Consider the following 20,383-nt stretch of genomic DNA (forward strand, 5'->3'; position numbering starts at 1 on the left):
GAACGGCCTATCACGATACAGCCGCTTCGACTTAATCGGCCTTTGCTTCGGTGCGAGCGGGGTATGGCGGCGCGTATTGGCTCTCGATGATCTCTGGACTGGACCTCAAAGCGAAGGTACCGCCTTGCCGCAACTCACGGTTGATACTTATATTGACGGCAAGGTCCTGACAATGATGTGCCAGTTGCTTCAGCGACTGCTGCAATTCCATTAAGAGCGCGCGATTCTGTTTTCGGAGTTCCTGCGCCGCCTCGAGGCCTGTCTTCACCGGCCGGCTCACGACAGGAGCATCAGGAAGATCGAACTTACCGGTTCTCGGCGACCAGCGCGTGGCAATCCACTGATCCAACTCTTCCCTGGTGGCGCGAACAATGCCTTTTGCGTGAGTATTGGGTCTTTGCACCGGAAGCCCGAATTGCGCCTCCCAGCGCTGAACAGTCCGCACACCTTTGCCGAGGTACGATGCTATCTCTTTCCAAGAGGTGAAAACGACTGAATCAGAAATCATGCCATCCGGCATAACTCACTCCCAAGCTGGATAATTATAGTTGATGCTTAACAACGCGGCGGCGTTGAATGGCGTTCAAAGGCAGAACTTTTCAGCACTAGCCGGCCTCGATTGCCAGGCAAATGTCGGCAATCCCCTCCACACGCGGCACATCTAGGCTGGCGAGGAGGGCTCGCGTGCCAAATCGAGAGTTATCGTGATCGGGGTCTCTGCATGTGGCATTGAAGCCCTGCAGCAGGTTTGTGCCGCATTGCCCCGAACCTCAACGCCGCTTCTGTAATTGTGATGCATGCCTCCCTGAATTCGGGTGGCCTACTCCCTAAGCTGTTAACCAGTGTGCGACGAGCACCCGCAATCCATCCCGGAAATGGCGAGCCGATCGAGAAGGGCATGATCTACGTCGCCCCACCCGACTACCACTTGATCTTTGAACCCGGGCTCAGACCTCGCACCCGAACTGCTCCAGCAACATGGCGCGAACGCCCAGGTTTTCTAGTTGATCGTCGACGCAAAGAATTTTTGGTTTCTTCGACATACACCTCAGACGAAGTGCTGGAGTCGACCTGTTTTCCAGGGACCCGTTCGGATATGGGTTCGTCGCACGTATAGCTGCGATGTTTCCGGGGAATTCTCGGGATGCTTCGACCCTGAAGGCACTCCGCTGAAAATTACACTAACGGTTACGAACATTCCATCTTCCCCCCTGAGGGAGAGCCCGCCTCATTGAGACGGGCTCGGCCGGCCACAACAGCGAAAGCTACCGTGCTGAGACCACTTCTCCGGATTCAGGATCGAGTACCAATCGCTCCGTACGCCGTTCGCCGCGGAAATCGAACATATTGAGCAACGTTCCCGCCTTGGCATCGAAGGACTGATTACCCAGGCGCCCGAGGCCCCAATTATCTTCGATGAAGCGCAGGATCGACGATTGATCGGTGGTGGTGTGGTCCACAAAGTTCCGCTTTGCCCAAGGTGAGATCACCATCAGCGGAAGCCGCGGACCATAGCCGCACCGTCCCTGGTATTCGCCCTGCCCTGCTGTGCCACACAAGCCTGGTCCGAGCAAGGTGTCGGCCGCCGTGTTCGACTGCTGTACCACCGGTCCCATCACGTGGTCATACCAGCCGTCCGAGTCATCGTACGAGATGATTACCGCCGTGCTGTTCCACTGCGGCAGGCGCTGGAGGTGGTTGATCGTCTCGACGATGAAGTTCTGCTCATCGAGTGGATCGGAGTATCCCGCGTGCCCGTCCTGGTAGGCGGGGGCCTTCAAATAGCTGACCGCCGGAAGATTTCCTGCATCCGCCGCCGCCCAGAAGTCGCTGAGATCGTACTGGTGGTTTGCCTGGTCGCTGTGACCGATCATCGCTACCGAGGTTGGTGGCAAATGGTGAGGATTCGCCGTCGAAGCAAAGTACTGGAACGGTTCGTGATGCGGAATGTAATCGATTGAGGATCCCGCGACGCCCGTGTGCGAGGTTCCGCAAACTGCCACGCCACTGCTGTACGATGTCGGCTTGAATCCGCCCTCAAACCAACCCCAGGTTACATTGCGCTCGTTCAGCAGATCGCCGACGTTTTTGAAGTTCGCATCGGTAACATCGATCTTTGTTCCCTTGCTGCAATCGTCGCGAACCGGATCAAGGTCGGAGATCAACGTGCTATCAATCACTCGGTTCGTGGGAGCCGTCGGCGTCACGCCGTGCGTCTGGCCGGCAACCAAGTTCAGCGCGCCCGGAGTTGATGGACCAAACGTGGTGCCGAACGAGTTGTCGCTCATGGCGAAATACTGCGCGTAGTTCCACAACGCGGTGACGGTGTTGCCGTCGTAGTAGTCCATCACGGTTCCGTTGTTGTCGCAGCCCAGCAGCGCAAAGCCATCCATCAGCCCGCCATGCTCTGCCGTCTGCTCGTCCGTGTAGCCGTGATCCATGTCGCAGGTTGCTGCCTGCGAGCGGTCGAGCCGTTGCGGTTTCATCGGATTCGGATTGAACGCAATCAACTCTGGCGTGAGCCCGTTCACCGCCGGCGTTCCTTTGAATGCATGGAACGCAGGTTCACCGTCGGGATTCGACGCGTAGGGATAAGTTGCGAAGTAGTGATCGAAAGAAACGTTCTCCTGGAAAATTACCACCACATGCTTGATCGGCGTAGCCGTTGCAGAGGTAGAACTCGGCGGCGCAGCCAGGACCGGAGTGGTTGCCATGGAACCGGAAAGCAGAAGGCCAAGAGCGGACTTGGCCGTGCGAATCAAAAATTCTTGTCGCACACAAACTCCTTTCATCATCATGCGCAGATTGGATTGAAGGCAATCCCTCAGGAAGGTCTCACCCACAGCGAATGAACCTACTCGGGATTTGTTAATCGCGGGTTGATGGAGGATGAAGGTCTCGTGAAACAGCACGAGTGGCACGCAGATCGCGCCACTCGTATAGAAAGTACGTAAAAATGGGGGCAGTATCTAAGCTACTTCTGGCACAAACCCGGCTCAATCATCTTCTCCGAAGTCATGCATGCCGAATGAAAATACTTTTGCCCGCCGTACTCCTCCAGGAAGAGGACGGTTCGCACAGAGTTCTCGGCGGGATCCGACACAATCCACGTCATCGGCGGTTTTCCCGCGTCTTTCTGCCCGGCCAGCGCTTCTTCGATCACGCGCCCACCCAGTTTCCCGTTGGACGGAATCTTGAGATCGAGAATCTTCGCCAGTGTCGGCGTAATATCAGCGTTCCCAACCGGCGCCGGGTCCACGCTTTGCTTCTTGAAGTCGGGACCGATCGCCGCCATGTTGTTCCAGGTACACTCGCGCCCAAAACCGCCATGGTTCCCCTGACCCTCTTGAAGACCACCGTCGGAGATTTGTATCCCCTGCATCAGGTCACCGGGGTTCATATAAAACGTCTTGAACGCAACCACCATGGCCGGGCGGGGCGTGACCGCCGAACCTACAAGGCTGATCGCGCTCAGCGGCAATGTGCCCGGCAGCTTTCCGTAACGGTCGTCGACAAAGATCGCGCCCACGTAATCGAACTCCAGGAGGGCTTTCAGGATGTGCTGCACGGTCCCGGTGTTATTGTCGGGAACGTAGATCAGGTCCGAGCCGCCATTTGCAACCACAATGGCCATCGCATCCGATCCATCGGCTTTGTAAACGGCTTGCCCGAGCAAGGCGCTTCCGGCTCTCGGGTGCTCCCAGCGCTCAACCGGCTTCGAGGTCTCATCCGTTGCAAGATGAACTTGCTTGTAAGGTGTTTTCGAACCCGCAGGCGCCGGGTTATCGGGGTCCCACAAATTCGTCTGCAGCGCCCACGCAAGGTCGATCGCGAGGAATCCGCTGGGCAGGAACTCTTTGTTAGTGACGAGCTTCCCATTCGCCCCATAGTAAAGGTGCTGTGCCGATTCAGCGCTTGTGACCTTTGCCGTGCGATCGATCTCGTGCCGGCTGATCGTGGCAAAACCGTGATCCGATGTCACGAATACGTCCGTACTTGCTTTCACCTCAGGATGTTTGTCGAGCCATGCGAGCAACTGACCCAGGCAGCGATCCGCGTTTTCAACCGCCGCTTTCGAGGTCGGCCCATTAATGCCCGGCGTCAACTTCTGGAAGCTGTCGCCCTGGTTGTGCTGCGTCGCATCCGGATCGCGCGACCAGAAGACCATTACGAAAGGCTTGCCGGAATCGACAAACATCGGCAGCACCGCCTTCGTCGTGACATCCACCATCCACTGCTGCTGCACGTCGTTCGCGCGCAACGTGCCGGGAGTCTGGGCGTCGCCATCGTTTCCGTTCGAATACGCGGAACTCTCCGCAAAGCCGTTGTTGCGCGCAGGTGCATCCAGCGGAATGCCAGCTTCCGTCATCCGAGCTATGAGTTCCGTGGGCAGTGGAATCGATTTTGGCTGAAGATCCATGCGGTTCCACGGCTTGTACGCTGTGAAGTCGTCAATAATGATGGTCGGCGGCGTTACGAAATGCTTCTCCTGTGGGTTGATGGCCGCGGCGTCCTGGATCGCCGTTGGGCCGCCCTTGCCGATCGCCGCGGTATTGAAGTCGTTCGCTCGCGCGGCCTGGAGCAATGTGGTCTCGTTCAGGTAATTGCCGCCGAAATGGCTATCGAGATCCGCAAGGACCTGATCGCTCTCGACAAACGGGGTGATTGTTCCCGGCGTACGATCAAAGTTACCGCTGTCGAAAATCCGGTATCCCGTATAAAGCGCGTTGGCGAAATCTCCCGTGTCGCCCAACCGGTGTCCTGTGGCAATGGCTGAGGCATTCGCCGTCGTCAGCGTCGGATAAAGCGAGTAACTGTTTTCGAAATTTACTCCCTGCGTCCGCACCATCCACAGCGCGGGCGTATCCTTCGCGTTCACCGAACCGTGCCGCAACCCATCGGCAACAAAGACAATGACATTGCGTTGTGTCGTTTTCCTGGGAGCTTGTTGAGAATTACCGGCAACAGGGAACACTAACAGGGCAGCAACAATACATAGAGAAATACGTTTCATTTCCGGAGAGAACTCCTCGTTTTTCGAGCAGAGTACGTGAGAAGAATATCCTACTCGGACGATATGAAAATGCCATAAAGCTTTTGCTCTATCGAGGAGACCGCAATCCGTCGCCTCTGGCACAATACTGAAGTGAACAGTAATCATTCGCTTCGCGCCGTTATCTTCGATTATGGCCGCGTTCTCTCGCTTCCGCCTTCCGACGCCGATTGGGCTGCACTCGCCGCTGCGACGAACCTGTCGCTCGATACCCTGCAATATCGTTACTGGGAGTATCGTGACGCCTATGACCGCAAGGAGATCTCCGCGTCCGAATACTGGGAGCGCGTTTCAGGCGAAGAGGTCGCAGGCGACAGGCTCGCAGAAATCATCGCGCTCGACGACGCACAGTGGACCGAGGTCAACCCGGAGATGCTGCGACGCGCCCTTCGCCTTAAAGACGCCGATATCAAGATCGCCATCCTGAGCAACATGCAGATCGATATGTTGCGCGCTATGCGCAGTAAGTTCGACTGGCTCGACGAATTTCACGTCCAGATGTACTCCTGCGAAGTCGGCCTCGTGAAACCCGACCGCGAGGTTTACCAGGAGTGCCTGCTCCGCCTCGACGTCCAACCCAAAGAAACCCTCTTTCTCGACGACAAGCAGAAGAACACGGCGGGAGCTGAAGCCGTCGGCATCCGAACGTTACTCTTCGATGGCGAGGTTGCCGCCTTCGACCGCAAACTGCGGGATCTGGGAGTAGAGGTGGATTGGGGGAGTCAAAAGTCGAATGTCGAAAGCTAAAGACTTAAGCTTTTGCTTTCGACTCTTAGTTTTTGACTTTTGACTTCCAATAAAAACCTCCGGCGGCCCCCCACAGGCACGCCGGAGTATCAGGCGATTTACACATCTTGCGATGCTAGCAAAGAGATGCAGCTACTCACGTGCTGGACGCAAGAAAATTCGAGCATAAAACAAAAGGGACCGGTCAGATAAATAAGGCGAAACACTAAGGGCAGAACGGAGGCGATTTCCAAAGTCGAGGTGTCTTTGGGTATTTCCGTTCTGCCCTTCTCTTACGGTTTAGGAATTTTCCATTTCTCCATGAACTTCGTGGTGTTCACAATTGTGCGCCGAATTGTTCCCACGCCAATGTCCTTGTCGCCATCCGTAACCTTCACGTCGAGCGTATAGAACCGACCGTCTATCGACCTCACAGTGGCCTCGGCTCGCACTACCGCGTTAACACCGACGGGAGCGCGGTGCTCCACGTTGATTGCGGTTCCAACCGAGATCTCGTCCTTCTCACAGAACGGCTGCAGCGCATGCGCGCCTGCCGTCTCCATCAGTCGGACCATGTCCGGGGTTGTGTAAACCGGCGGAAGTGTATGCAGGTGCGCTGTCAGCGTGTGATCGAACTGCACTCGCTCCTGCGCCGTTCCCTTCGCTCCGATAGGCACTGATTTAGGCATGCGCGAAAGCGTAGACGCATCCTCGGTTTTGCGCAAGCAGTTAGGACAGGACTTATTTCATTCTGTTCCAAATCTGGAGCGCGTGTACGAGAACTGGCGCGATTTGGCGTCGCACTTTACGCGGTGACCGTGATCTGCCGCTGAACTCCATCCAGCGCCTGCCACAGCATCTGCGCGGCGCTCTCGCCGGCGGCCAGCGCCGCATCGCGCCCTTCCGGATTCGAGGCCAGTTCGCGTTCCAACTCGTCACGCCAGACCGCGGAATGCTGCACGTCGGCGAACTGGTGCAGTGTGAAATACCCGCAAGTCTTCGCGTCAGCGTTGTAGCGCTCGCGCAGTCCTCGAGCCTTCTCCTTGGCGACGCGCGGAACCTGCGACTCGTAGGCGTAGAAGCTCGCCAGTACTTCGGCGCGCGTCCCTGTCGAGGCGACGCTGCGGAAATGCGCGACCAGCGCTTCGATCTCCGCAACCGGTTTGCGCGAACGGACTTCCTCCGGGGAAGCTCCCATTCCGGCGGCAAAGTCGAGCCAGAGATCGGCATGTGCGCGGCCTTCGATCTCCTCGTCGGCGAGGTTGCGCAGAACGGCGCGGCGCAACTCGCCGTCCTCGAGCCGCGCATGGAACGCGCTCAGGTAGGTGGGAAAGGCCGCGACATGGTGATAGTACTCGGCGGAATACTCGCGCAGGTCGTCGCGAGTGAGCTTGCCTTCGCTCCATGCCTGGTAAAACGGATGGCACGACAGGTCGAAACGCGCGACACGCGCGTTCAGTTCTTGCACAAATTCAGACATCGTTCTCACCCCTGGAGAGATGGCAAGAACTCTACGGCAGAAGAGGCGGAATGAGCAAGGCCCTTTGCGGCGGATTATAGACCTCCGTCGCCGGTAGTGAATCGCCCCCCAATTGTGAGTAGCCGCGATCATAATCATCTGTTACACAGGCCAGAGATCCTCGGAAGAGGATCGGGGGAGGAACGGTCTCATGCCGGAGCTCGTCGCATGGTTGGATCGGAAATTCGATTTTGATTTTCCGGTAGCGCTCTATCCTAATGTGATCGTCAGGATCCGGGGCACACCCGCGCGCCTGGAAGATGCCGTTCGCGGGTTGTCTCGCGAACAACTCATCGCGAAAACACAACGAAAGTGGTCGATTCAAGAGCATGCCGGGCACTTGCTCGACGAAGAGGATTTGTTCTGGCGGCGGCTGCAGGAATACCGTACGGGAGCGAAAACCTTGTCGCCTGCCGCGTACAAGAATGCCGAATTGAGGCATAACGAAAGCCAGATCGCCGAGATTCTGCGCGAGTTCCGCAAGGCTCGCGAGCGGCAAATTGAAACGCTTGCCACTCTCGTTCCTGAAGACTTCGCGCGCACGGCGTGGCACGCAAGGCTACAGGTTTCGATGCGATTGGTTGACCATCTGCTTTTCATCGCGGAACACGATGATCATCACCTCGCGCGAATTTGGGAGCTGTGGGAAGAGGTAGCTAAGCTGTGACCACGGGGCAGCGCGCCCAGTGGTGGGGAGCCACTTCGATCAGCGGGGGAAACTCTGTCGCACATGCCGGGACACGCAGGTCGCAGCGAGGCTCGAAGCGGCAGCCCTGCGGCTGCGATGCGAGGTTGGGCACGGTACCTTCGATCGTGCGAAGCGGCAGCGAGCGATCCGTGCGGAGCGACGGCACGGAGTTGAGCAGACCTCGGGTGTACGGATGCGCAGGCGAGTGAAAGATTTCGCGCGCGGGGCCGAGCTCGACAATGGAGCCGGCGTACATCACCGCCACGCGATCTGTTACCTGCGAGACAACGGCGAGGTCGTGCGAGATAAACAGCATCGACAGGTCGAACTTGTGCCGCAGTTCCGCGAGCAACTCGAGAATCTGCGCCTGGATGGTGACGTCGAGCGCGGTGGTGGGCTCGTCGGCAATGAGCAGTTGCGGCCGATTGGCGATCGCCATGGCAATCATCACGCGCTGCCTCTGACCACCCGAAAGTTGATGCGGGTAGTCGCGCGCCCGACGCTCGGGCTCGGGGATGCCGACGTCATGCAGGGCCTGAATGGCGCGTTGCTGGGCTTCCCGCTTAGGGTGACCGTGGGCGGTAACGGCTTCGGCGACCTGGTCTCCGACTCGCATGACCGGATTCAGTGCCGTCATGGGCTCCTGGAAGATCATGCTGACGCGGGCACCGCGAACGCGGCGCATCTCGTCGGGAGATTTCGCGAGCAGGTCTTCACCATTGAAATGGATGGAACCTTCGATCCGCGCCTCCGGCGGGAGGAGGCGAAGGATGGCGAGCGACGTAACGCTCTTTCCGGAGCCGGATTCGCCGACGAGGCCGAGCGATTCACCCGTGGCGATCTCGAGCGAGACGTCGCGGACGGCGGTGATCGCGCCGGTAGGCGACGGGAATCGGACGAAGAGCGACTGAATTGAGAGGAGAGGCATCAGGAATCGTGCCACCAGGCGATCGGGCCATCGTGCCGTCGGAGAACCCGTCGCTTCGAATATCGAATCACGAACAGGCTGTGCTCGGCAAATTCAGCAAGCCGGCTCCTTTCGATGGCTCGATGGCACGATCCACAATGGCTCGATTGGTTAGCTAAAGGCTGCGCCTAGTGCAGCGCCGCCGACCTTGAACAGCAGGAACAAGAGGAAGATAGCCAGGAAGGCCGTGCCTTTCTTGACTTTTGAGTTCGCCGACACTCCGAAAGCCATCAGGAAGATGACCCATATGCTGAAAACGTCAAAGGCGGACACAACACCGTATAAGATTTTGTGCTGCATCGGGTCCATGAAATAGGCGGGGTTGGTTGCAACAGGATTCTTGATGTTGAACGCCGCCGGATCGATGCCGGCGAAGATAACTATTATGCCGAGCAAGGTCGACAAAATATTCGGCAACGACGCATAAGCGACGATGGCCATAAGATTCATGTAACGAAGCTGGGCCCCAAACCCGAAGTTGAAGGTTACGAGCAGGACCGCCGCCACGATGAGGTACATCAAGAGCACGAACACCGGGTTCGCATATGCGAAGACTTTGGATACTTTCATCTGCGTTCGCAGAATGTTGTCACGCTGCTCGGGCGGCATTTTGTCAATGCGCTCCTGCGCAGCAGGACTCTTGGCGATCTCGTTCTGCATGATCTGATCCCAGCCGATCTTCTTGTCGATGGCGAAGATGAAGCCGAGCGAGACAACCGCCATTATGAGAAACGGAACCCACCAGCGTGCGTTTCGCTGAATGTCGGCGAACGTCTTGCTAGGCGCGACGAATGTATCGATGAGGCGTTCGGTCTCGCTGAGGCCCTTGGGTGCTTCGGCAATTGGAGGAACGGCAGAAGGAGTGCTCATGAATGGCTCCTGATAACGCGCGGATTCTACCATTTGCGGATACGGAGAGCACGGAAGAAAAGATGCAGGGAAGTTCTTCGTTAAAAGGTTAACGTCAGGGCTGATTTTGGGTGCAAGAAGATTCGCATCGTGCGTTCTAGTTTCGTGACGGTCAAAAGTCTCGCTTGATTGCGGGGAGGGAGGCATAATCCACCACACTATGGCTCTATTCACTGATGTTGATCGCAAGCTGGACCGCTGGACGGCAGCAGAAGTGATTGATGCCGTGACGGCGGAGCGGATTCGACGGTTCGAGGCGGAGTCGCGGCGCAATTCAGATTTCCTGGTTCGAATCGCGCTGGCGCTCGGCGGGATCATGCTCGCCGCCGGAGTCCTGCTTTTTGTCGCTGCGCACTGGGACGCTTTATCGCCATCGCAGCGCTTCACGTTGGTTCTCAGCCTGACGGCCGTATTCCACGTTGCCGGCGCGTTCTTCGCGGAACGTATGCGGACGCTGTCGGTCGCGATGCACGCGATCGGGACTTGCGCGCTCGGCGCAGGGATATTTTTGGCGGGACAGATTTTCAATCTGCAGGAGCACTGGCCCGGCGGCTTCATGCTGTGGTCGATCGGCGCGATGGCAGCCTGGTATGTTCTGCGGCACTCGGTGCAGGCCGTAATGGCAGCCCTGCTGGTCCCGATCTGGCTCGGCGGCGAGTGGATCGTTCGCGCCGGCGAAAGACCGGCGGCAGGAACGGTGCTGGCGGGATTCACCGCCATGCTGGCGCTGACCTACCTCACACTTCCGCAGACCGGGTTCCGCGACGGCTTCCGGCGATCCTTGCACCTCATTGGCGGAGTCGCGCTCATCCCGGCGTGCATCTCTCTGATTTTCATGCGTGGCCAGGAACGCTACTGGAGCACTTGGGCGCCATCCTTGAGCACGGTCATGCTCGTTTCGGGATGGCTGCTCGCGCTCGGATTGCCGCTGCTGTTTTCGGTCCTCTTGAGACGCTGGGGAGCAATCTATAACGTCGTTGGAGCCGCGTGGCTCCTGGCGATCAGCCAGATGGATTACCACGACAACACGACTGAACTTGTGATCTACGGGTTCTGCGGTTTGGCCGCGGTCGGACTGATTGCCTGGGGTATCCGCGAAGCACAAAAGAATTACATCAATGTCGGCGTGGTTGGTTTCGCCCTCACGGTGATCTTCTTCTACTTCTCCAACGTCATCGACAAGCTCGGGCGCTCGCTCGCACTGATTACCGGCGGCGCGCTCTTCCTCATCGGCGGATATCTGCTTGAGAAAGTGCGGCGAAAACTCGTTGGTCAGCTCGCTGTTTCCGGAGGTGCCGCATGAAAACGATGAAAAAAGGGTTGCTGGTTGGCCTGATTCACGTGCTGCTGGTGAGTTCTCTTGGCGCGAAGTTACTCATCGACCGGGCGACGCGGCCGCGCATCTGGCTGCAATCGGTTTCTTACGATCCGAACCTGCCAATTCGCGGACGCTACGTTGCCCTGAGAGCGGTCGTCGAAACCGACGTTCCGGCTGCGCGAAATCAATTCTCTTATCCGCAGGGCCTTTATCGGCTGGAAGTTCGTGATGGGAAGCTGTGGGCGATCAAGGATCCCCGAGGCACGCAGAGATTGGTGTGGACGGGGACCAGAGATGGCAAGGGCGTCACCGCGCTTGCCGAGCCCTCGCTCTTTTTCATCCCGGATAACGCGAGCGATCCGTCGATCCGGAAAGCGGGCGAGCAGTTGTGGTTCGAGGCAACGATTCCGACGAAAGGCCCGCCGCGGCCGATTCGCCTGGCCGTCAGCAAGCCCGACGGAACGTTTGCGCCGATAGAGATGAAATGAGTTCCGTCCCCGGACGAGTTGAGCCCTATTCTTCGCATCAATGGGGAGATGTGAGATGCGGAGAATAGGGCTTTGTTAGTTGGCTGAGTTACTGCATTGAGGTTTTCGTTTTTCCGTTCTGTGGGAACTTCAGCGAGAAATTGGAACGATCTATGGCCGTCAGGACTCGCGAACCGTTTTCCTTTGAAGTCTCGAAAGCGTTGTTGTATGGGTTTTTCTGGTCAACGATTTTTGCGGATGCAGTTGCGACAGTTTTGCCGTCTTTCACGAACTTTGTTTGCACCGCAGGACCATTTCCCGACCACCTGACGTCATAATGTCCGGCCGGAACCTTCTGACCGGCGACCATCAGTGCGTGATCGAAATTCACCTTCGCTGAATCTGTTTTGGCGAACACTGCAACGGGAAGCATCATGACGACGGTGAGCAAGCCCGCATAAACTACCTTCATAACAACCATCCTCCTTGTTACGAGAAACATTTAGTGGGATGGCATTACTCGGGATGCCCGTTGGATGGGAATACGTTCAAGGCGCTTCGGTGCCCGGGAAGAAAGTGGCGCAGCGAACAAGCCAGCCAAACTTGGAACCTATTCACCACAGAGACACAGAAGCATCGAGTGACCATCTGAAACCACAACAATCCTGAAGGGCTTGGCTTTTTTGAATGAGATTCTCTGTGTCTCAGTTTTTCTGTGCTGAGAGGTTCCACTTGAATTTATCGAGCGACAATCACGCGGCCAACACCACCCGCTCCGCAGTTGCAGTTCCTCAGCGACCCCGGCATCCTTGCGTTAATCTTCTCCACCGCAACGACGCAGGTGGTAGAATCCTGCCGCCCAAATTTGGGCAGGAGGACTTCATGATTCGCCGCGTGTCCCTGTTCCTGACCCTCGCAGTCGCAATTTGCCTGGCGTTCACCGTCGTTGCGCAGCAACACGAACACGAAGCCAAAGCTGAAGCCGGTTTTGACAAGACGATCATGCAGCAGGTGTGGGACGCCTGGGGAACGCTCGATCCAGCTAACCCGGCGAAGTTCTACAGCCACGAACCGAACCACACGTTCTATGACGTTGCGCCGTTGCAGTATCACAGCTGGGCGGAATACGAAAACGGAGTAAAGCCGCTACTTGCGGGATGGAAATCCATGAAGCCGACCGTCAACTACGACGGCATGATCCATTCCGAGTCGCCGACAATGACTTGGACAACGAGTACCGTCGACATGGACGTTGTCACCGAAGACGGCAAAGACCAGCACATGAAAGTGCGGTGGACGGCCATCTGGCACAAGCACGGAAACCAGTGGCTTATTGCGCATGAGCACGTCTCCGCTCCGATGCAATGACGCAATCCGTTTCGGATTAGTAGCAAGCAAAGCCGCCCGTTGTTCAGGCGGCTTTCTATTGTTCTGCAGACCGGCGGCTATCTCTGGTAGCGGATTTTCATGCTGATGATGAATCCCTGCAGCGCGAGGGTTATGGAGTTGGCGAGAATCATCGGCCACGAATGCAGGTAAACGCCGTAGATAAACCAGAGCAAGAGGCCACAACTGAAGCAGATCAGCATCTTCCAGGAAAGATCGCCCGCCGATTTTACGCGATACGTATGCAGCACCTGGGGAAAGAAAGCGATTGTGGTCAGTACTCCAGCCATGTAGCCAATGGAAGTGAAAACGGCGTCCATGGAGAAAGTTTATCAATGAGAGCCGCGGGTTTCATAAACGAATGACGAATGTCGACGATCAAAACGACGAATGAAGAACCCCGACTTCTCTATTCGTCGTTTCCAGATTTGTCATTATCCCGATGCACGGTCTCGATCGAAAACGCCGGCAGGCAAACCGCGATGTACTCGGCGCCTTCTTCCCGAGGGGTTGAGTACTGTACCCATTCGCCCGCATGCGCGATTACGGCCTGGCCGGCGTGGATGTCGAGTGAACCGCCCTTGTGCGTGACCCGCAACATGCCCTTCAGTACGACCGTGAACTCGTCGAATGCAGGAGTTTGTCCGGGCTCGATCCATCCACCGCGGGAGCGCATGTGCGCGACGCTCAGAGCGGTCGTGGAAGAATTCACGCGTCCGATGTACTCGTCGATCAGTTTGGGCTTGTTACCCGCGGCGGTGATGCGCGTCGGCTGTGCTATGAGCGTGGGCATTGCGTGCGCTCCTTTCAGAATCCCTGTTTGTAGAAGAAATACAGTGACATGCCGGCCCCGATTGCAATGACCACCCAGCGCACGTGGCGGGGGTTCATCTTCTGCGCGAAGTAGGCCCCGAAATATCCTCCCAGCGCGGCTCCGATGAGCATCACCAGCGCCTGGGGAAGGTAGACCGCGCGAGCAATGAAGAATGGTATCAGCGCGATCCCGTTGCACAGTGTAGCCAGGAGCGTTTTGTAGGCATTCATGGTGTGGATACTTTTCACGCCCATGATCGCGAACATCGCGAGCATCAGGATTCCTGCGCCCGCCCCAAAGAAACCGATGTAAACCGCAATGCAAAGCTGGATGAAGACCGCGCCCGCGACTGCCAACCGGGTCTGATTGCGCATGTGAGCGCTGCGCTCGCGAACCCAGGCGGTGATGCGTCCGCTGGCCGCGAACAGCAGGGTGGCACCACCCAGCAAGTAAGGAATCAGGCGGAGAAAAGTTGCTTGCGGAGTCTGCAACAGCACCTTGGCCCCGATCAGAGCCCCAACCAATCCCACGATCATCAATGGGATCAGCATGCGTCGGTTCTCGCCCCGAAATTCACCGCGATAGGCACCGACACTGGCTAGCGTTCCCGGCCACAGCGCCGCCGTGTTGGTCGCATTCGCCTGCACGGGCGGAACTCCGGTCAGCAGAAGAGTCGGAAAACTTACGAACGAGCCGCCACCCGCAACCGAGTTGAGGGTTCCGGCCGCAATTGCTGCGAGAAAGAGCAGGACGGAGTCGTGGATGGTCATCGTGCCGACTCCATCCACAGTTCTTTGGTTCCCGCTACGCTGCGTAATTCACAGTTCATCCGGCTTCACTAGAATACAGAAGCCCACGTGAGAACTCACGAATTCGCAACAACCAAAAGGTAAGGGAAGCTTGTTCCCGCTCGCGGTATTAAACGCTGGGTAATTCCACGCGCGTGCGCTCGTTGCGCACGTTGCCAGTGTTCAACGTTGTCTTTGGTTCGACCATGACCAGGTGAACTTCGTCATCTGCAATCGGCAAATGCTCAATCCCGCGAGGAATGACCACGTATTCGCCGGGGCCGATTGTTACTTCGCGCTCGCCACCGTTTTCGCGAATGCGGATTCGCAGCTCGCCCTTCACTACCAGGAACATCTCGTCTTCGTGCTCGTGGTGATGCCACACGAACTCGCCCTTAAGCTTGGCGAGCTTCACATAGTTTTCGTTCAGCTCTCCGGCAATGCGAGGCGACCAATACTCATCGAAGCTTGAAAATTTTTCGGCGAAATTTACGACTTGAATCGGCATAGCTCAAAGATGATGCCATGCCGCTGGCGGATTCACGGCAAAAATACAACCGCGGTTCAACAGGTCCGGCTTATCTGACCCGGTGAATCCGCGGTTGATCGTGCCTCCCCCTGGGCAACAATTTCAGTGAACGTAGAGATTCTGGTAGGACTCGTATATCTTCCCGGCGGTATCCCAGGCCATGATGACCATGCGATGCGTGCTGTTGGCGGGAAGCGTGAACGATGCGGCAATTCCCGGCCCGCCAGAGCTGGCCTTCACGACGCCGTCGATATAGATCTTCGTTGCGGAGATCGGTGCCGGATTGTTCTGCACATCGGCCTGCACGGTGAACGTCGTCGGCACATCCTCGGTCCCTGGCTTGTTGATCACGATTCCCGGCGAGCACACCCCGCTCTTAGGATTGCATTCATAGCTGTAGAACGTCTTGAAAGTGCTGCTGGCTTTGAAGACGTGCCCGGCATAGTCCACTGCGCGTGCTGTTACGGTATGCATTCCGGCACTCAAGCCGGCACCGGTAACAATGGAATTCCCACTCTGACCAACCAGGAACTTGCCATCGACGTAGATGTTCACGTACTTGATCCTGGAGTTCTGGCCCGTAGCCGAAGCGGCGATCCCGACCGCTTCGTTCGGTTGCAAGCTGTTTGCCCTCGGCCAGCAGAGGTTGACGCCGGCGCTGCTGGGGGTCGAGCACCTGTTAACGCCATAGCCGGTTACATAAAAGGAACGCGTTGCCTGGTAGAGATTGCCGTTCGTGTCCCATGCTTTGACGGTAACGTGGTTCCAACCGTTTGTCATCGAACCGTCGTAGAGTGTGCCGGGGAGGAAGCCGAAACTGTCGCGCTTGGTGCCATTGACCCAGACCTCGGAGCGCGCGACGGCACCGCTCGCGGTAGTCGCGGCCATTTCAATCCCGGCTGTATACATCACTACCGAGTTCTGGTTCGGAAAACAGATACGCAATCCGGGCGATCCCGGAGCGGCGCAGTCGGCGTGGGCAGCCGCCGAAAAGATGAGAACCATGGAGAAGAGTGAGAAGGCGATAACTTTCTGTATGAGCACTTAGAGCCCCTTGTGAAGCCGAAGGTCTACCGTGCCAAACAAAGAAGCAATCGCAATGCCAACAAAGAGCGTCAACTTGGCCCGAAAAACCTCGCGGGAAAGGAAATCCCGAGAAGAACAATGCTCAACAGAAGAAAGTGGCTGCCCAATATTGAGCAGCTTACAACTGCGGTAACCAGATATTCATTGGCGCGGCGTCGTCCCGCCGCATCCTAAGAAGATCCTGCCCCGGAGTTACAATTCACGGGTGAACTACGGAATTAGTAACGAAAGAAAGACATCAAGGATGGGAAAGCTCGGAATCCTTCTTATCGCCGGTCTTGTACTGCCGGTGCTCTCTCTCGGTCAGCAATCGGTGCCCCCACAGTCAACTGCACCCGCATCCGGCACAGCGTCGTCCAGGGCCGCGACAGGACAGGACAAGGGTCTGGCCGCCATTGCTACTCAAGACCCCAACACGAAAAAGGCCAAAGACCTGTTGCAGAAAATGATCGCCGCCATGGGTGGGCAGGCTTTCTTGAACTACCAGACGATGACGCAGGAGGGGCGCGCCTATACGTTCTACCAGGGACAGCCGAACTCCCTCGGCATCCTTTTCTGGCGATTCTGGAAGTATCCCGACAAGGACCGCGTCGAACTGACGAAGGACCGTGACGTAGCCTACATCTATAGCGGCGACAAGGGATACGAGATCACCTACAAGGGAACCGCCGCCATTGAGCCCAAGGAACTATCGGATTACCTTCTGCATCGGAGGTACTCAATCGAACAGGTTCTGCGCGTGTGGTTGCCGGATCCCGGCACGCTCGTCCTTTACGACGGCTCTGCCCTCGCCGATCAGCAGTTTGTAGAGCAGGTGACTCTCGTCAATAAGAAGAACCAGTCCGTTACTCTGGGAATCGATCCCAACAGCAATCTGCTTATTAAGAAGAGCTTTACCTATCGCGATTACGATGGATTGAAATCAACCGACGACGAGGTCTATGCCAACTACCGCGCCGAGGACGGGATTCAGACCCCGCACACGATCGTCCGCTACCACAACGGCCAGCAGACGGGGCAGCGCTTCGTCACCACTGTCAGCTACAACGTCCCAATCGATGCCCGCAAGTTCGAGGCTAAGATAACTTACGATTTAAACCAATCCAGGAAAAAGTAACAGAGATCCTTGTCATCTTTGTAAGTGACTCAAAACAGTAAACTTGAACGGGGTCATATTCGCGTAAAAGCCACGTACTGTGGTCAGGCAGCCACAGCGAACCGAATGGAATCACTTGTAATCTAGATTACGGTTCCTGTGAGCTACGAACAGACAATCCGCGAGTCCGTGGAGTTTTCCGGCCTCGGTTTGCATAGCGGCGCTCCCGTCACCATGCGACTCCTTCCGGCGCCGGCCGGAACCGGCGTCATCTTCCGCCGCGTCGATCTCGACAATTTCCTCATCGAGGCTACGGGACACAACGTCGCCAAGGTCAGCTACGCCACCAGTTTAATGAAGAAAGGCGTGCTCATTTCAACGACCGAGCACCTGCTCTCCGCGCTGGTTGGCCTCGGCGTCGATAACGTCATCATCGAAATCGACAACCTCGAGTTGCCGATCCTCGACGGCAGCGCGCTCCCGATCGTCGAGGCCATTCTGAAAGCCGGTGTCCGCAAGCAACGCCGCAAGCGCCACTACCTCCGCATCCTCAAACAGGTTGAATTCCGCGATGGCGACAAGTTCATCGCCGTTTATCCCTGGGACGGCTTCTCGGTTTCTTACAGCATCAACTTCCCCCACCCGCTAATCGGACGAGAGCACTTCCAGATCGAACTGACGAACGGGAGCTACCTGCGGGAGATCGCCGGCGCGCGCACCTTCGGGTTTCTCCACGAAGCGCCCATGCTGAAGAATATGGGACTGATCCGCGGCGCCTCCGAAGACAATGCCATTGTTCTCACTCGCGACGGAATAAAGAATGGCCCACTGCGCTACCCGGATGAATTCGTCCGGCACAAGGTGCTCGACCTCATTGGCGACCTCGCCCTCATTGGCCACCAGGTGCTGGGCCGCGTCGAAGCCGACCGCGCCGGGCACGCCATGCACACCGCGCTGGTCAGCCGCCTACTGCGCGATCCATCGCTATGGGAAATGACGACCGTGGACGGCGAATCGCTCCAGCGTTCCGAACAGATGCAGGCACTCCTCCAACCTTCTGCCGAACGCTAGAGCGCCTGGCTCGCGATTAAATTCGACAAATACTCACCCATCCGCCTTGGTGTATCTTTTCCAGTTCAGCAAAACTATGCAGCCGGGACGACGCAACTCAGAGGAGGAGTATGTCGAAATCGCGCAGAGAATTCCTCACCGAAACCTCGCTCGTCGTGATTGGAGCGGCCGCCGCAACCTTCAGCCACGCGCAAGAGCCGTCGCAGCAACAACAACCGCCAACGCCGGGCGCGCCACCGGCGTTCGGCACCGCGCCGCCGGTCGGACCTGAAGTTTCAGCCGGCACCTTCACCGAGGCTGAAAAACTCGTTCAGGTGGAGTACACGCAACCGCATCTCGAGGAAGCCGCCGGTAATTGGAGAAAATCGATGGCGCCCCTCTATGAGCGCCGTACCGGCCCGCGCAAAACTCCGCTGGAAGACACGCTGCCGCCCGCGACCACTTGGAATCCGCTGATCCCGGGCGCGCCCTCTGGCCCCCCGTCGAATCATTTTGTGCGCAGCCAGATCGACCCCGGCCCTCTGCCGCAGAACGAAGAAGACATCGCCTTCGCTCCTGTAACGCATCTCTCGCGCTGGATCGAGCAGCGCAAACTCACCTCGGAACGCCTCACACGCATTTATCTTTCGCGCCTCGAAAAATTCAATCCGAAGCTGCGCTGCGTCATTACTCTCACAACCGACCTCGCCCTTCAGCAAGCGAAACAGGCCGACCGCGAGATTGCTGCCGGAAAGTATCGCGGCCCCTTGCACGGAATTCCGTGGGGCGCGAAAGACCTGCTCGACACGGCGGACATTCCCACCACCTACGGCGCCGAACCCTATCGGAACCGAGTGCCCAAGGACAATGCTGTCGTTGTTCAGCGTCTGCATGACGCCGGTGCCGTCCTCGTCGCCAAACTCAGTCTCGGTGCGCTCGCGTTGAATGACATCTGGTTCGGCGGTCAGACCATGAATCCGTGGCTATTGGAAGAAGGCGCGTCAGGCTCGAGCGCCGGCCCGGGCGCAGCCAACGCCGCCGGGCTTGTCGGCTTCGCCATTGGCAGCGAAACCGGAGGCAGCATCGTCGCACCATCAATGCGCTGCGGCGTCAACGGTCTGCGGCCCACTTTCGGCCGCGTTGCGCGCACCGGCGCCATGACTCTCTGCTGGTCGCTCGACAAGCTAGGCCCCATGGCGCGCAGCGTCGAAGACACCATCCTCGTGCTCCACGCCATCACCGGGCCCGACCACGCCGACAGCTACAGCCTTCCCAGCAAGCTCGACTACGACGCCACCCGAAGCGTGAAAGGTCTGCGCGTCGGCTATTTCCCCACTTGGATGAAAGAGCCGCCCGCGACCGATGTCGATCGTGCTGCGCTTGAGACGATCCAAAAGCTCGGCATGGTGCCGGTCGAAGTCTCGCTGCCTGACTGGAATTACGACTGCCTGGAAGTCGTTCTCTTCGCGGAAAGCGCCGCCGCTTTCGAAGAACTCACGCTCAGCGGTGCCGTCGATGAGCTCAAAATGCAGGTGCCCGACGCTTGGCCGAATACGTTCCGGCAGTCGCGCTTCCTTTCCGCAGTTGACTTCGTACAGGCCGACCGCATGCGCCGTAAGGTCGCGATGGAAATGTCGCGCGTAATGTCGCAAGTCGACCTGCTGCTCGTGCCGTCCCTGCGCGATGAAATGCTCACGCTGACGAACTTCACCGGCCACCCATCGCTCACGTTGCGCGCCGGCTTCGTCGAAGTTTCCGAAGCCCGCAGCGACTGGGCGCCTGACCCGGCGCATCCGCTTCCGAAATTCAATCCGCCGCGTCGCGTCCCGCACGGCGTCACGCTCATCGGCCGCCTCTTCGACGAAGGCACCGTCGTCCGCGCCGGACTGGCAATGGAGAAGAGCTTCAACGTGGCGGGAGAGAGGCCGCCGGGATTCTAGGAATTTTGTGCAAGTGGGTGGTTCTACACGGGCCATTCGCAGCTCAT

At 57.7% G+C, this 20,383-nt stretch carries 21 protein-coding genes; 8 read left to right on the plus strand and 13 right to left on the minus strand.

Annotated features, from left to right (window positions below):
• Nucleotides 1–31 precede the first annotated feature (31 nt).
• The 3 genes from ROO76_15980 to ROO76_15990 all read right to left on the minus strand — a co-directional run bounded on the left by ROO76_15980 (nucleotide 32) and on the right by ROO76_15990 (nucleotide 5,014).
• On the minus strand, nucleotides 32–520 hold the full coding sequence (locus ROO76_15980) for a hypothetical protein (GenBank protein ID MDT8069665.1): 489 nt from the start codon (nucleotides 518–520) through the stop codon (nucleotides 32–34).
• 745 nt (nucleotides 521–1,265) lie between these two features.
• Nucleotides 1,266–2,714 carry an alkaline phosphatase family protein gene (locus ROO76_15985; protein MDT8069666.1) on the minus strand — a complete coding sequence of 483 codons (1,449 nt, stop codon included), beginning with the start codon at nucleotides 2,712–2,714 and terminating at the stop codon, nucleotides 1,266–1,268.
• Between the two features lie 260 nt (nucleotides 2,715–2,974).
• Nucleotides 2,975–5,014, minus strand: coding sequence for an alkaline phosphatase family protein (locus tag ROO76_15990; protein ID MDT8069667.1), 2,040 nt, complete (start codon nucleotides 5,012–5,014; stop codon nucleotides 2,975–2,977).
• Between the two features lie 132 nt (nucleotides 5,015–5,146).
• Between ROO76_15990 and ROO76_15995 the strand changes: the two genes are divergently transcribed.
• A complete protein-coding gene (locus ROO76_15995) occupies nucleotides 5,147–5,800 on the plus strand; it encodes an HAD family phosphatase (protein MDT8069668.1) in 654 nt (217 codons plus the stop codon).
• A 272-nt stretch (nucleotides 5,801–6,072) separates the two neighbouring features.
• Here ROO76_15995 and ROO76_16000 read toward each other — a convergent pair whose 3' ends face one another.
• Both ROO76_16000 and ROO76_16005 read right to left on the minus strand, forming a co-directional pair.
• A complete protein-coding gene (locus ROO76_16000) occupies nucleotides 6,073–6,468 on the minus strand; it encodes a hotdog domain-containing protein (GenBank protein MDT8069669.1) in 396 nt (131 codons plus the stop codon).
• Nucleotides 6,469–6,584: 116 nt separating this feature from the next.
• Nucleotides 6,585–7,259, minus strand: coding sequence for a CADD family putative folate metabolism protein (locus ROO76_16005; GenBank protein ID MDT8069670.1), 675 nt, complete (start codon nucleotides 7,257–7,259; stop codon nucleotides 6,585–6,587).
• A gap of 190 nt (nucleotides 7,260–7,449) precedes the next feature.
• On the opposite strand from ROO76_16005, the gene ROO76_16010 reads away from it, so the two are divergent.
• Nucleotides 7,450–7,965, plus strand: coding sequence for a DinB family protein (locus ROO76_16010; protein MDT8069671.1), 516 nt, complete (start codon nucleotides 7,450–7,452; stop codon nucleotides 7,963–7,965).
• Here ROO76_16010 and ROO76_16015 read toward each other — a convergent pair.
• Nucleotides 7,955–8,914: an ABC transporter ATP-binding protein gene (locus ROO76_16015; protein ID MDT8069672.1), complete on the minus strand. Its 960-nt coding sequence runs from the start codon at nucleotides 8,912–8,914 to the stop codon at nucleotides 7,955–7,957. The two genes, ROO76_16010 and ROO76_16015, sit on opposite strands and share 11 nt — an antisense overlap.
• A 150-nt stretch (nucleotides 8,915–9,064) precedes the next feature.
• The gene (locus tag ROO76_16020; protein ID MDT8069673.1) at nucleotides 9,065–9,823 is read right to left on the minus strand and encodes a YIP1 family protein; all 759 of its coding nucleotides are present in this window, start codon (nucleotides 9,821–9,823) and stop codon (nucleotides 9,065–9,067) included.
• Nucleotides 9,824–10,022: 199 nt separating this feature from the next.
• On the opposite strand from ROO76_16020, the gene ROO76_16025 reads away from it, so the two are divergent.
• Nucleotides 10,023–11,165 carry a DUF2157 domain-containing protein gene (locus tag ROO76_16025; protein MDT8069674.1) on the plus strand — a complete coding sequence of 381 codons (1,143 nt, stop codon included), beginning with the start codon at nucleotides 10,023–10,025 and terminating at the stop codon, nucleotides 11,163–11,165.
• On the plus strand, nucleotides 11,162–11,668 hold the full coding sequence (locus tag ROO76_16030) for a hypothetical protein (GenBank protein MDT8069675.1): 507 nt from the start codon (nucleotides 11,162–11,164) through the stop codon (nucleotides 11,666–11,668). Before ROO76_16025 ends, ROO76_16030 begins: the two co-directional genes overlap by 4 nt.
• Nucleotides 11,669–11,756: 88 nt before the next feature.
• On the opposite strand, the gene ROO76_16035 is transcribed toward ROO76_16030, so the two are convergent.
• Nucleotides 11,757–12,119: a hypothetical protein gene (locus ROO76_16035; GenBank protein ID MDT8069676.1), complete on the minus strand. Its 363-nt coding sequence runs from the start codon at nucleotides 12,117–12,119 to the stop codon at nucleotides 11,757–11,759.
• Between the two features lie 410 nt (nucleotides 12,120–12,529).
• Between ROO76_16035 and ROO76_16040 the strand changes: the two genes are divergently transcribed.
• Nucleotides 12,530–13,015, plus strand: a complete 486-nt coding sequence (locus ROO76_16040; GenBank protein MDT8069677.1) for a nuclear transport factor 2 family protein — start codon at nucleotides 12,530–12,532, stop codon at nucleotides 13,013–13,015.
• 77 nt (nucleotides 13,016–13,092) lie between these two features.
• On the opposite strand, the gene ROO76_16045 is transcribed toward ROO76_16040, so the two are convergent.
• From ROO76_16045 to ROO76_16065, 5 genes are all read right to left on the minus strand, one after another.
• Nucleotides 13,093–13,353, minus strand: a complete 261-nt coding sequence (locus ROO76_16045; protein MDT8069678.1) for a SemiSWEET transporter — start codon at nucleotides 13,351–13,353, stop codon at nucleotides 13,093–13,095.
• Between the two features lie 89 nt (nucleotides 13,354–13,442).
• A complete protein-coding gene (locus tag ROO76_16050; GenBank protein MDT8069679.1) occupies nucleotides 13,443–13,826 on the minus strand; it encodes a cupin in 384 nt (127 codons plus the stop codon).
• Between the two features lie 14 nt (nucleotides 13,827–13,840).
• Entirely contained in the window at nucleotides 13,841–14,617 is a 777-nt protein-coding gene (locus tag ROO76_16055; GenBank protein ID MDT8069680.1) for a sulfite exporter TauE/SafE family protein, read from the minus strand.
• Between the two features lie 148 nt (nucleotides 14,618–14,765).
• Complete coding sequence (locus ROO76_16060) at nucleotides 14,766–15,143, minus strand: cupin domain-containing protein (protein ID MDT8069681.1); 378 nt, start codon at nucleotides 15,141–15,143, stop codon at nucleotides 14,766–14,768.
• A gap of 123 nt (nucleotides 15,144–15,266) precedes the next feature.
• Nucleotides 15,267–16,208: a hypothetical protein gene (locus ROO76_16065; protein ID MDT8069682.1), complete on the minus strand. Its 942-nt coding sequence runs from the start codon at nucleotides 16,206–16,208 to the stop codon at nucleotides 15,267–15,269.
• A gap of 286 nt (nucleotides 16,209–16,494) precedes the next feature.
• Here ROO76_16065 and ROO76_16070 point away from each other — a divergent pair, with 286 nt between their 5' ends.
• The 3 genes from ROO76_16070 (at nucleotide 16,495) to ROO76_16080 (ending at nucleotide 20,336) form a co-directional block, all read left to right on the plus strand.
• Entirely contained in the window at nucleotides 16,495–17,367 is an 873-nt protein-coding gene (locus ROO76_16070) for a hypothetical protein (protein MDT8069683.1), read from the plus strand.
• A gap of 138 nt (nucleotides 17,368–17,505) precedes the next feature.
• Nucleotides 17,506–18,417 (plus strand): UDP-3-O-acyl-N-acetylglucosamine deacetylase, encoded by a 912-nt coding sequence (gene lpxC, locus ROO76_16075; protein MDT8069684.1) that lies wholly within the window; start codon nucleotides 17,506–17,508, stop codon nucleotides 18,415–18,417.
• A 110-nt stretch (nucleotides 18,418–18,527) separates the two neighbouring features.
• Nucleotides 18,528–20,336, plus strand: a complete 1,809-nt coding sequence (locus ROO76_16080; protein ID MDT8069685.1) for an amidase — start codon at nucleotides 18,528–18,530, stop codon at nucleotides 20,334–20,336.
• Nucleotides 20,337–20,383: the final 47 nt, after the last annotated feature.

The organism is Terriglobia bacterium (assembly GCA_032252755.1).
Classification (GTDB): Bacteria; Acidobacteriota; Terriglobia; order Terriglobales; family Acidobacteriaceae; genus JAVUPY01.